12 protein-coding genes and 2 other annotated features are annotated in these 12,985 nt (G+C 34.5%); of the genes, 1 reads left to right on the forward strand and 11 read right to left on the reverse strand.

Going from position 1 to position 12,985, the window contains the following annotated elements; genetic code table 11:
• Positions 1-90: 90 nt before the first annotated feature.
• Genes nifU through EQM13_RS10900 form a run of 5 tightly spaced genes read right to left on the reverse strand, consistent with a single transcriptional unit; the run spans position 91 to position 2,949 of the window.
• Entirely contained in the window at positions 91-525 is a 435-nt protein-coding gene (gene nifU, locus EQM13_RS10885; RefSeq protein ID WP_071139095.1) for a Fe-S cluster assembly scaffold protein NifU, read from the reverse strand.
• 2 nt (positions 526-527) lie between these two features.
• Positions 528-1,703 carry a cysteine desulfurase NifS gene (gene nifS / locus EQM13_RS10890; protein ID WP_240662923.1) on the reverse strand — a complete coding sequence of 392 codons (1,176 nt, stop codon included), beginning with the start codon at positions 1,701-1,703 and terminating at the stop codon, positions 528-530.
• Positions 1,703-2,158 carry an RrF2 family transcriptional regulator gene (locus tag EQM13_RS10895; protein WP_128752677.1) on the reverse strand — a complete coding sequence of 152 codons (456 nt, stop codon included), beginning with the start codon at positions 2,156-2,158 and terminating at the stop codon, positions 1,703-1,705. Before EQM13_RS10895 ends, nifS begins: the two co-directional genes overlap by 1 nt.
• Positions 2,142-2,312 (reverse strand): hypothetical protein, encoded by a 171-nt coding sequence (locus EQM13_RS18260; protein WP_159429029.1) that lies wholly within the window; start codon positions 2,310-2,312, stop codon positions 2,142-2,144. The genes EQM13_RS10895 and EQM13_RS18260 overlap by 17 nt, the downstream gene beginning before the upstream one ends.
• A complete protein-coding gene (locus EQM13_RS10900; protein WP_071139092.1) occupies positions 2,290-2,949 on the reverse strand; it encodes a hypothetical protein in 660 nt (219 codons plus the stop codon). The genes EQM13_RS18260 and EQM13_RS10900 overlap by 23 nt, the downstream gene beginning before the upstream one ends.
• A 103-nt stretch (positions 2,950-3,052) precedes the next feature.
• Between EQM13_RS10900 and EQM13_RS10905 the strand changes: the two genes are divergently transcribed.
• The gene (locus EQM13_RS10905) at positions 3,053-4,372 is read left to right on the forward strand and encodes a hypothetical protein (RefSeq protein WP_071139091.1); all 1,320 of its coding nucleotides are present in this window, start codon (positions 3,053-3,055) and stop codon (positions 4,370-4,372) included.
• A 1-nt stretch (position 4,373) separates the two neighbouring features.
• Here EQM13_RS10905 and EQM13_RS10910 read toward each other — a convergent pair whose 3' ends face one another.
• The 6 genes from EQM13_RS10910 to orr form a co-directional block, all read right to left on the reverse strand.
• Positions 4,374-4,646 (reverse strand): DUF3343 domain-containing protein, encoded by a 273-nt coding sequence (locus EQM13_RS10910; RefSeq protein ID WP_071139090.1) that lies wholly within the window; start codon positions 4,644-4,646, stop codon positions 4,374-4,376.
• A gap of 171 nt (positions 4,647-4,817) precedes the next feature.
• Positions 4,818-5,774, reverse strand: coding sequence for an L-threonine 3-dehydrogenase (locus tag EQM13_RS10915; RefSeq protein WP_071139089.1), 957 nt, complete (start codon positions 5,772-5,774; stop codon positions 4,818-4,820).
• A gap of 298 nt (positions 5,775-6,072) precedes the next feature.
• Positions 6,073-8,484, reverse strand: a complete 2,412-nt coding sequence (gene leuS / locus EQM13_RS10920) for a leucine--tRNA ligase (RefSeq protein ID WP_128752678.1) — start codon at positions 8,482-8,484, stop codon at positions 6,073-6,075.
• Positions 8,485-8,526: 42 nt separating this feature from the next.
• Positions 8,527-8,733 (reverse strand) — a binding site (T-box leader).
• A gap of 57 nt (positions 8,734-8,790) precedes the next feature.
• A complete protein-coding gene (gene asnS / locus EQM13_RS10925) occupies positions 8,791-10,182 on the reverse strand; it encodes an asparagine--tRNA ligase (protein WP_128752679.1) in 1,392 nt (463 codons plus the stop codon).
• Positions 10,183-10,246: 64 nt separating this feature from the next.
• Positions 10,247-10,486: a binding site (T-box leader), on the reverse strand.
• A gap of 25 nt (positions 10,487-10,511) precedes the next feature.
• Complete coding sequence (locus tag EQM13_RS10930) at positions 10,512-11,837, reverse strand: replication-associated recombination protein A (protein ID WP_114218016.1); 1,326 nt, start codon at positions 11,835-11,837, stop codon at positions 10,512-10,514.
• 51 nt (positions 11,838-11,888) lie between these two features.
• Entirely contained in the window at positions 11,889-12,953 is a 1,065-nt protein-coding gene (gene orr / locus EQM13_RS10935; protein ID WP_128752680.1) for an ornithine racemase Orr, read from the reverse strand.
• Positions 12,954-12,985 lie beyond the last annotated feature (32 nt).

Raw genomic sequence — 12,985 nt, forward strand, 5'->3', positions numbered from 1 at the left:
CCGAATATCAACGACTATGCCGAATTTTTCAGGAATTATAAATCCCTATCTGACCGCTCCTAATATCAGCAGTTTTTTTATTTTGATCTATTATTCTATTTTACACCCGTGAAAATCATCATTTTCCGGTACAAAATCCTCCAATCCCTTAATATGGACATTATTTTTTTTCGAATAATCCAATAAAGCAGATTTCACAGCCTGTTCGGCCAAAACGGAACAATGCATCTTCACAGGAGGAAGTCCGTCCAATGCTTCTGCTACAGCCTTATTTGATAATTCCATGGCTTCGTCTATGCTCTTACCCTTAATCATTTCTGTAGCCATACTGGAAGATGCAATGGCTGAGCCGCATCCAAAGGTTTTAAATTTAACATCCTCAATCTTATTGTCCTTAATCTTCAGGTACATTTTCATTATATCTCCGCATTTGGGATTCCCTACTTCTCCGATTCCATCTGCATCTTCTATTTCTCCAACATTCCTTGGATTTCTAAAATGATCCATTACTTTTTCTGAATACATGATTATCTCCCCTTCCTCTCGTCGTATAACGGCGACATAGCTCTCAACCTCGCCACAATTTCTGTCAGTTTCTCAACTACATAATCAACATCCTCTTCCGTATTAAAATCCCCTAAAGTAAGCCTTAAAGAGCCATGAGCAATTTCATGAGGAAGGCCGATAGCTAAAAGTACATGAGAGGGATCAAGAGACCCTGATGTACAGGCTGATCCGCTGGAACCCGCAATTCCTTCCATATCAAGGCTTAGAAGAATAGATTCTCCTTCAATAAATCTGAAACAAAAATTAGCATTGCCGGGAAGCCTTTTTTCCTCATCTCCATTTAATCTCACATAATCTATATTATCAAATATGCCCTTTATGAGTCGTTTCCTCAGCTTAGTTAATTTTTCATTATGTTCGTCAATATTTTCATAGGCTAATTCAATTGCTTTTCCCAAGCCAACTATGTAAGGAACATTTTCCGTTCCTGCTCTTCTATTCCTTTCTTGGGCCCCTCCCGAAATAAGAGGATCAATTTTAACTCCTTGCCTTATATATAAAGCTCCTATTCCTTTCGGTCCATAGAATTTATGAGCAGACAATGACAATAAATCAATATTTAATTCGTTTACATCTATTTTTACATTTCCTATGGCTTGGACGGCATCCGTATGAAAATATATACCCTTTTCTTTTGCTATTTTTCCTATTTCAGCTATAGGTTGAATAGTGCCTATTTCGTTATTGGCAAACATTATTGAGATTAGGATGGTATCATCCCTTATGCTTTCTTTCAGCTGATCTAAATTTATAAATCCATATTCATCAACATCAAGATAGGTTACCCTAAACCCTTGTTTCTCTAAATATTGACATGTATGAAGCACTGCATGATGCTCAATTTTAGAAGTAATTATGTGATTTCCTCTTTTTCTGTTAGCATAGGCTATTCCCTTAATAGCCCAGTTATCCGATTCGGAACCGCAACTCGTAAAAAATATTTCCTGAGGTTTAGCATTAAAAACCTTGGATACCTTTTCCCTCGCTCTTTCTATAGCATTTCTTGATTGACCGCCAATAGAGTAAATACTGGATGGATTTCCGTATTTATCGGTAAAATAAGGCATCATCGCCTCTAATACTTCTCTTTTAATAGGAGTTGTTGCCGCATTATCCATATAAATATATTTTGACATCATACTTCCTCCTGAATTCTCTTTTTCTTTTTTTGTAGTATATTTTCCTGTTCATCAATCATATCCTGTAAAGTAATTGAATCGATTACATTATAGATACTATCTCTGATTCTCTGCCAAATTATTCTTGTAACACAATATTCTTCTTTTTCGCAAACATTCATCTCTTCATCTATGACACATGCTGCAGGCGCTAAATTACCTTCTAAAGATCTAAGTATGCTTCCAACGGTTATATCTTTGGGATGTTTACTTAACATATATCCTCCTTGAGCCCCTCTTACGCTTTGCAAGAGCCCGTCTCTTTTAAGTACCGCAACTAATTGTTCAAGATAATTTTCCGATAGACCTTCCTCTTCGGCAACACTTTTTAAAGATATAGGTCCCTTTCCGTAATTATAAGCTAATTGAAACATCGTTTTAAGACCATACCTTCCCTTAGTTGACAATTTCATTTTCCCGCCCTCCAATTCCAACCAAATAACTTGGCAATTCATTATAAGTATATTCTAACCCTTTATTTTTGTCAACATTCACAGTTCTAAAAATTTTCAATAAAAAAAGAGGAGTCTCTACTCCTCTGTCCTTAACATTCTTCTGAATTTTCATCCTCCAGGTCTTCTTCCCCTTCATCGAAAAGGTCGTCAAACTGAGGTGGAAAGAAATCAGGAAACTCCTCTTCTTCAAAACCATCACAAATATCACCGGGACTAAATTCTTCACATTCCGGAGGTTCTGGACAAAATCCCAATGTAGGTATTAGCAGTTGAACAGTTCCTACAATTTTAATGATTATAAACGTCCCAACCGCAAATGTAACTTTATTTCCAGTCTGCAAAGGCTGCCCTAATAATAATGAACTGGTTTCAACAACAACTCTGAATTCAAATTCATCTCTCGCATCTGGAATAAAGAGAACTACATCTTTATAAATATCAGGCAAAAATCCTTCTACTACACTTCCATCAGTTGTTATTACCTCAAAAGGTATTCTTAAAGTAAACTGTACTCTCCTAAAATGAGGTCTACCCTCTATATCTGTTACTACCAAGGTCCCGGGCACAATAAATCCAGGTCTAAATGATATATGACTAAAAGTTCCGCTTTCCAGTAAAACTTCAACTGTCGGGAAGCACTCCCTTTGTTGGCAGTGTGCATATACTTTGTCCGCTATGATACAATCCACTTCAAAAGCTCTATTCTGTGCATCAGGATCATAAAAACTGGATTTAGTTATTTTTTTCATATATTTCACTCCTTTCAATTTAATAAATACACTTTTACTTTCATATTATGAATTAAGCAGAGTTTTGTGATAATTTTATTTAAATATTAAGGGGGGAATAAATGTGGTTTTAAAAATACAAAATGGCTTTTTAATAAAAAGTCTTCAAGGCAGATATTACTTTTTTCAACTAAGAAAAAACAGAAAACTTGTATGTTCAATATTTGATAACAAAAACAAAAAAAACAGATCCATGTTACTTGTGGAAGATGAACGAATAATTGATTTCGCCGCAGATATTGATGAGGAAGATAGGATTCATCTGATTTACATTAATAATGAAGGACATTTAACTCATTACACATTTAAAAATGAGGAGAATGAAAAACCTAAAAAAGAATATATTACAAAATTAGATACTCGATCCAATATCTATTCAAATTTAAATTTCAAATTACAAAAAAATAATATTATTATTTTATACTCCTGTTCAAACGTAATAAATCCCAATATATGGTCTATTCATCAGATAATAAAAAGTGAAAAAATCAAAAAATCTACTGTTATAAATACTATTTCAGAAAAATTTTTCAGTCCTTTCTTTATGGACTTAGACAATCTGGGAAATATTCATTTAATTTATAGGGCCAAGGACATTAATTCAAACCATATATATTATACCTATTATAACGTATATATAAATAAATGGAATCCTACACCCGAAAAGATATCAACATTAAATAATGACAATATTTTCCCTTATCTTTTTATAGACACTCAAAATAATATTCATATCTTATGGGAAGAATTAATCAATAAAGATTATATTTTAAAATCAAAAATGTTATCTTTAACAAAATCAAACAACTTTAAATGGGTATCAACCTCTATTCCAACTATCAGAAACTGTGCTTATATTCCTATAATGCTGGAGGAAAATGGCATACTTAAAATAATATTTTCTGATGGAGAAAAAATTAAATGTATTTGTTCTCCCGATTATGGACTGTCTTGGAAATATGAAAAAGAAGCTACAGCGGAAAATGAAAATATGTACTTTATATTTTTTAGAAATAATTCTTCTAACTTTAATGAAAAAAATAAGATAAATAATATTTATGTAAAATTAGATAATAGTATATCCTTCTATTTCAGTGAAATACAGGAAGATTTCAATACAGCAGAAAAAAGAGAAATAGATAAAGTACAAAAAGAAGAAACAAATAAAGAGACAGACGAAGAAAAATTTTCATCTGTCGAAGATAGTGCTTTAGAATCTTTTAAAAAAGAAACCGAAATAAAAATAGAAGAAATTTCAAATTATATAAAAGATAATATAAATATACTATACTCAAAAACATCAAGTCTTGAATCCAAAATAGAGGAAATAAAAGAAATCCTAAATAAAAATGAAAAAAAGAAAAGGTTTGGATTGTTCAAATAATTTAATTTATCCTTTTAATAATATTCTTTCCTTCCTTTCTTTCAAAACTAAATGTACCAAAGATTTCGATACTTAATTCTTTAGCTTCATTTTCTATAATGCTTAAATCATTTAAGTTATAGAATTTGATTGAATAACTACATCCAGCCTGTATTTCACAAGGAGTTGATACAAGATGAAATTTATTTGAATCTAATATATCCAATACGTAATGAAGTTTTACAGCATGATTTCTGGATCTGATTACAGTTAAATAATATTTTCTACCTGCCATTAAATGTCCACTCCCTTATGATAAATGCAGAAATAATGTATGACATATATTACTGCAAAATTCTTTTAATATAAATATATTTATTTTTAAAAAAATTGTTACAAAGATGATGATATAAAAAAGGACCAAAAACTTATTTGAATAAGTCTTTAGTCCTTTTTTGATTTATATCTACTTCTTAAGTTTATCAGCTAATTTGGTGAGCATATCCACCGTCATCTTTGGCAAATCATATTCTGGTTTCCATCCCCATTCCTCTCTTGCAGCCGTATCATCAAGGGAATTAGGCCAAGAATCGGCTATAGCCTGTCTTACAGGATCTACATCATAATCCATAGTAAACTCCGGTATATTATTTTTAATTTCACCATAGATATCTTCCGGTTCAAAGCTCATGGCGGAAATATTAAAAGCATTCCTGTGGATTAATTTATCCGGATCGGCTTCCATCAATGAAACTATAGCATGCAATGCATCAGGCATATACATCATGTCCATATAAGTTCCCTTTTGAATATAGCAGGTATACTTTTTGTGTTTTATTGCTTCATAGTATATATGTACTGCATAGTCTGTGGTGCCTCCCCCAGGAAGAGTATCATAGGAAATAAGCCCGGGAAAACGCACTCCTCTTGTATCTACTCCAAACTTTTTAAAATAATAATCGGAAAGTATTTCTCCGGCAACTTTAGTAACTCCGTACATGGTTTCAGGCCTTTGAATAGTATCCTGAGGTGTTTTATCTTTTGGAGTCGACGGCCCAAAAGCTGCTATTGAGCTCGGTGTAAATACGGCACAATTTTCCTCCCGAGCTACCTCAAGTACATTATAAAGACCATTCATGTTAATATTCCATGCCTTTTGAGGATCATGCTCTCCCACGGCAGATAAAAGAGCCGCTAAATGAACTATTGTATTTATTTTATATTTTTTAACAGCTTCCGATATCTGTTTTCCATCTGTTACTTCAACAATTTCAAAGGGGCCCGACTCAATTATCGATTCCTGACCTTCCTTTTTTCTTCTGCTGCTGGCAACAACATTATCCCTGCCATATATATCTCTTAATTTCATAGTCAGTTCTGACCCAATTTGACCAAGAGCACCTGTCACCAAGATTTTTTTCATTATATAACACACCTCCATGAAATAGTAAATACAATTATCTTATTTATATTATAGCATATTTTAATTCATACATATATAAAAACCATAACCATAATAATTAAGAAAAAATAATAATTTATAATATAATCTCCCTATGGATTATAAAAAGGGCTTCAATCGAAGCAAAAATAAACTAACGAAGCCCTTTTTGAAATCCACTTAACGGAAAATATACACTAAGGAAATCATGATTTTCCCATGAAATATAAAACTGATAGCTAAGTATTCACGAAAATAACCTTAGCTATCAGTTTTATATTTATTTTACTACAATATTGTATATTTTACCCGGTACAAAGATTTCTTTCACTACAGTCTTTCCTTCTATAAACTTGCTTATAGTCTCATCCCTTAAAACTTTTTCTTTTACCTTCTCCTGTGAATCATCTAAGCTGATTGTAACCCTGCCTCTCACTTTGCCGTTCACCTGAACTGCTATTTCTACCACAGTATCTATAGTTAATTTTTCATCATATTTCGGCCAAGAAGACTGATTCAACATTCCTCCAAAATTTTGTCCTACCCACATTTCTTCTGTAATATGAGGTGCTACAGGATTAAGGAGAATAAGATAAGTTTTTAATTCCGCCTTATTAATCTTTCCCGCATTATTAATTTCATTAAGAAGTGACATTAGAGTCGCAATAGCAGTATTATATTTAAGGGTCTCATAATCATTGCTTACTTTTTTAATCGCCTTGTGAATACTCTTCTTCATTTTTTCAGAATAGGAGTCCCCTTCAGTCAGTATATCCTGTAGCTTCCATACCCTGTCCAGGAATCTTCTGCAGCCTTTTAATCCGTTTTCAGACCAAGGAACACTTTTTTCAAAATCGCCTATGAACATTTCATAGGTTCTCAACGTATCTGCTCCGTATTCCTTTACGATATCATCGGGATTAACCACATTTCCTCTTGATTTTGACATTTTTTCATTATTTTCTCCAAGAATCATTCCATGAGAGGTTCTCTTTTGATATGGCTCTTTAGTAGGAGCTACTTTAATATCATACAAAAATTTATACCAAAATCTTGAATAAAGAAGATGAAGAGTAGTATGTTCCATTCCTCCGTTATACCAGTCTACCGGAAGCCAATATTTAAGAGCTTCTTTATCTGCCAGCTCTTTATCGTTATGAGGATCGATATATCTTAAAAAATACCAGGAAGAACCTGCCCATTGGGGCATAGTATCCGTTTCTCTTTCAGCCTTCCCTCCGCATTTAGGACAAGTGGTTTCCACCCATTCTTTTATATTGGCAAGAGGCGATTCTCCGGTATCCGTAGGCTCATAGGCTTCTATATCCGGAAGCATAAGAGGAAGTTCTTCCTCAGGTATGGGAACCCATCCGCATTTTTTACAGTGAACCAATGGTATAGGTTCTCCCCAATATCTTTGACGGGAAAATACCCAGTCTCTTAATTTAAAGTTGATTTTTCGAGAACCCAATTTCTTTTCTTCAAGCCATAATGTCATTTTTTCTTTAGCTTCTTTTACATCTAAACCGTTTAAAAAGCCTGAGTTTATCAATTCTCCCGATTCTGTATCAACATAGGCCTCTTTCTCTACATTTCCTCCCTTTACCACTTCCACAATAGGGAGATCAAATTTTTTTGCAAATTCCCAGTCTCTGCTGTCATGAGCAGGAACAGCCATTATAGCGCCGGTACCATAGGAAGCAAGAACATAATCCGATACCCAGATGGGAATTTCCTTTCCCGTTGCAGGATTCACAGCTTTAATCCCCTTTATTTCAACACCTGTTTTTTCCTTTACAAGCTCTGTTCTTTCAAAGTCGGATTTTTTTATGGCATTTTTTCTGTATTCATTTATTTCATCTAAATTTTCAATATCCTCTTTATATTTATCGATTAAACGATGCTCCGGTGCCAAAACCATATAAGTTGCCCCAAACAGAGTATCGGGCCTTGTAGTATATACTTTTAAGTTCTCATCTTTTCCTGCAATTTTAAAATTTACTTCTGCTCCCTCGGATTTTCCGATCCAATTTATCTGCTGAATCTTGGCCCTTTGTATATAATCTACCAAGTCAAGATCGTCTATCAGCCTTTCCGCATAGTCGGTTATTCTTAACATCCACTGATTCTTTACTTTTCTTATAACTTCTCCCCCGCATCTTTCACATTTTCCGTCTACTACTTCTTCATTTGCCAATCCTATTTTACAGGAAGTACACCAGTTTATAGGCATCTCGGTTTTATAAGCCAAGCCGTGTTCAAAGAGTTTCAAAAAAATCCACTGAGTCCATTTATAGTAATTAGGATCTGTAGTATTTATTTCCCTCGACCAGTCAAAGGAGAATCCTAAAGATTTAAGCTGAATCTTAAATCTTTTAATATTCTGTTCGGTAACCTTTTTAGGATGGATTTTATTCTTTATCGCGTAATTCTCCGTAGGCAGTCCGAAAGCATCCCATCCTATGGGGAAAAGTACATTATATCCTTCCAACCTTCTTTTTCTCGCCACAACATCAATGGCAGTATATGGCCTTGGATGGCCTACGTGAAGTCCTTTCCCCGAAGGATAAGGGAATTCAATCAAGCCATAAAATTTTTTCTTACTTCTGTCATTACTTGCTTTAAATGTTTGATTCTCATCCCATATATCATGCCACTTTTTCTCTATTTCCTTTGGATTATAATCCGTCATACAATACAACCTCCTATTATAAAAAATAAAACCTTCCATCTCCATAGAGACGAAAGGTCCGCGGTACCACTCTAATTGACAGATAAAATCTGTCCTCTTATTAAAATAACGGTTTTTTAAACCGGTTAAAGCTAATTTCTTCACCTTAACAACTCAAAGACGAGTTCAACATTTCCATTGCCGCCTTCCACCTTTCAACAGCTCTCTTTAAAACGGAAAAAGTTTACTACTTCTTCTCATCATTTAATATTCATCTAAATATATAATAACAGATATACAGCAGTTAATCAATAGATAAAATACATTTTAAAACTCAGCGGATTTTACTGTTCTCGGGAAGGGTATGACATCTCTTATATTGCTCATGCCGGTAATATACATTATTGCTCTTTCAAACCCCAGACCGTATCCCGCATGTTTTACCCCGCCGAACTTTCTCAGTTCATTATACCACCAATAAGTATCCTTATCTAATTTCAGCTCTTCCATTCTATTTTCTAATATATCCGGTCTTTCTTCCCTCTGGCTTCCTCCTATTATCTCTCCGATTCCGGGAACAAGCATATCTGAAGCCGCAACTGTTTTTCCATCATCATTTAATCTCATGTAAAAAGCTTTGATTTCTTTTGGGTAGTCAATTATAAATACAGGTTTTTTAATTACTTTTTCTGTAATATATCTTTCATGTTCGGTCTGTAAATCCAAGCCCCATTCTACAGGGTATTGAAAGGTTTCCTTTGATTTTTTAAGGATTTCGATTGCTTCGGTATATGTGATATATTCAAACTTTGAGCTGGCCACATGGTTCAGTCTCTCTAACAATTCCTTATCTATAAATGAATTAAAAAATTCCATTTCTTCCTTGGCATTTTCCATAACATAATTGATAACATATTTCATCATATCTTCAGCTAATTTCGTAGCATCGAACAGATCGGCAAAAGCAATCTCCGGTTCAATCATCCAAAATTCTGCCGCATGTCTTCCGGTATTTGAATTCTCGGCTCTGAAAGTAGGCCCGAAAGTATATACATTCCTGAAAGCCAAAGCAAAAGCCTCCGCTTCCAACTGACCGCTTACCGTAAGATTTGTTTCTCTTCCGAAAAAATCTTTGGAATAATCAACTTTTCCTTCATCGTTCAAAGGGACATTTTCCATATCCAAAGTGGTTACATGAAACATCTCTCCTGCTCCTTCCGCATCGCTTCCGGTGATTATAGGAGTATGAACATATACAAACCCTCTTTCTTGAAAAAATTTATGAATTGCATAAGCCGCAAGGGATCTTACTCTGAATACGGCATAAAACGTATTGCTCCTCGGCCTTAAATGGGCAATCGTCCTCAGGTACTCAAAACTATGTCTTTTCTTCTGAAGAGGATAATCATGAGCGGAACTGCCTTCCAGCTTAATCATTTTTGCCCGGATTTCAAAAGGCTGCTGTGCCTCAGGAGTCTCCTTTAACTCCCCCTGGACAGTTATTGCGGAACTTATCTGATATTTTGTTATTTCTTTAAAATTTTCCAAACTTTCATCAAAAACTATTTGAATATTCTTAAAAAAAGTTCCGTCATTTAATTCAATGAAGCCAAAGGACTTTGAGCTTCTTATGGTTCTCATCCACCCCGATATTTGGACGTCCTTATCTAAATACTTTTCCTGTGCTTCAAATATTTTTCTTACTGTAGTTTTCTCCATGAAATTACTCCTTTCTCTTTAAACTGTAAAAATAATATATAAAAAAAACCTTTCATCCTTCTTATGAAGGGACGAAAGGTTCGTGTTGCCACCCTAATTGCTGTCTTAAAAAAACAGCCACTCTTTGCAATATGTTCTATATTGCCTGCCTATAACGGTGCAGCTCCGTCATTCCTACTCTCTTTAAAGGATTTCAGTCAGAAACTCAGAGATGTTCTTCAGCATAAGCTCTGTACCGATCTTCCACCATCATCGATTCGCTTCTTACATTACTTATGTCTACTCTTCTCATCAAAGTCAATATCATATTTATATAATTATAAATTATATTACTTATATTTGTCAAATAATTTTGATAGTCTTTCTTTAATTACTTTTTCATATCCGTTTTCCGTAGGTTCATAATATTTTGCTTCTTTTAACCCGGGAGGAAGATAATCCTGCTCAACAAAGGAATTCTCATAATCATGAGGATATTTATATCCTATGCCGTGGTTAAAATCAGATGCTCCCTTATAATTTGCATCCTTCAAATAATCGGGGACTTCCCCGATTCTCTTATTTTTAACATCATCCAGAGCTTTAAGTATACCGGAAAAAGCCGCATTGCTCTTCGGGGCACAAGCCACATATACTGCTGCTTGAGCCAAGGGGATTTTCCCCTCAGGCATTCCCACCGTCTCTACCGCTCTGAATGCGGATAAAGCGACGGTTAAAGCATTTGGATCGGCGTTGCCTACATCTTCTGAAGCACATATTATTATCCTTCTGGCAATAAATTTAGGATCTTCCCCGGCATATATCATCTTGGCAAGCCAATAAAGGGCAGCATTTGGGTCAGACCCTCTCATGCTCTTAATAAAAGCTGAAATAGTATTATAATGCTCATCTCCGCCCTTGTCATATTTGGCTTGCTTTACTTGAATACAATCTTTAATTACTTCCAGATCAATGTTGATTATTCCCTTATCATCTTTCGGAGTAGTCAACACTCCGAGTTCAAGAGAATTCAATGCAATTCTTCCGTCCCCTTCAGAAATTTCCACAAGGTAATCAACGGCATCTTCTGCTATGTCTACATTAAACATTCCTAATCCCTTTTCTTTATCTTTTAATGCTCTCATCAATATTTCTCTCAATTCCGCCTTGCTGAGCTTTTCAATAGTTATTATCTGACATCGGGAAAGAAGCGCTTTGTTTACCTCAAAATATGGATTTTCCGTTGTGGCACCGATAAGTATTATTATTCCCCTCTCTACATAGGGAAGAAGAGCATCCTGCTGAGTTTTGTTAAACCTATGAATTTCATCGATAAACAATATTGTCCGTTTGGAATAAAGTTTTAAATATTCTTTTGCTTTGTCCACTACTTCCCTTATATCCTTAATTCCTGCAGAAACCGCACTTAATTTTTCAAAATTCATTTTGGTACTTTTGGCTATAACCATTGCCAAAGTAGTTTTTCCCGTACCCGGAGGACCATAAAATATCATTGAGGAAAGTCTGTCTGCTTTTATAGATCTGTATAAGAATTTGTCCTTTCCCAATATATGTTTTTGCCCTATGAAATCTTCTAATACTTTCGGCCTCATCCGTTCCGCCAGAGGAGCATTCTTTTTTAAATTGTTTTCCATATTCATAGTGAAAAGATCCATTTAATCACCTATCTCTATTATTTCCGGAAAATTTCATTTTATAATATAAATCTATACATAAACTTTCTTTACATATTCCGAAGTCATACCTCTAAGTATTCCTCCGTATTTTAATCCGAATTCCAATTTATCTCCGACCTCATATTTTATTTTACTATTTGTTATATCTAATATCAAGTGGTCACTGCTGCTTCCTATAACAGTTATTTCTTTATCATAAGGTGTTATATCGTCGGGTAAAAGATCCTGCCTTCCGATGGCACATATCATTCTTTTTCTTATCCCCTTATCTTCAAATACGGGTACGTTTCCGAAAGCATCCTTTCCTATTTCTCCCACTGGAAGAGAAGGTTTATCTTTAATTTCTATCGCTTCAATTACTAATTTAAATACATCGCTAAATGTTTCTTCAATATTTTTCCCGTAGGCTGTTTCCCTTCCCAAAACAAGGGATTCTCCAAGTCTTAAGTTATTTATTCCTTCCGGTATCGTCCCATCATATAAAAGGGGAATACTTGATGAGTTTCCACCGGAAATAATTTTGAGCTTTATATCATGTTTTTTCTCTAAATTGTTCTTAATTTCAACCAATCTGCCCAGATTTTCCGGAGTCGGAATCACCCCTCCGTAGCAGGTAAGATTAGTACCTATTCCTATTAGTTCCACTCCTTCAAGTTTTTTTATCTCTTCTGCCGATTTATACAAATCATCTTCATAAAAATATCCTTCTCTTAAATCTCCCAAATCCACCATCAATATAATTTCATGTTTTTTCCCTATTTTTACAGCTTCCCTGGAAATGGCCCTGATTGTTTCAATTTCAGAATTCAAAGAGGCATCCGCATACTTTACTACCTCTTCTGCTTCACTTATCATCGGAAGTCTTAAAAGTATCTTGGGAAGAGAAAAATCCTTCAATCTTTGAAAATTTTGCAGCCTGGAATCCGCCAAATATGATACTCCTCCGTCTACATAAGCTTTAACAAGTTTTTTATCGGCACAGAATACTTTAGTAACTCCGGCTACCTTTATTCCATTTTCTTTACATTTATCCGTTATAGTTTTCACATTATGTTGAAGTTTGCTTAAATTTATTTCAATTCTTGGGTAATCCATAATATCCCTCCATATACTTTAAATAAGTCCAA

Origin of the sequence: Acidilutibacter cellobiosedens, from assembly GCF_004103715.1 — a bacterium.
Classification (GTDB): Bacteria; Bacillota; Clostridia; order Tissierellales; family Acidilutibacteraceae; genus Acidilutibacter; species Acidilutibacter cellobiosedens.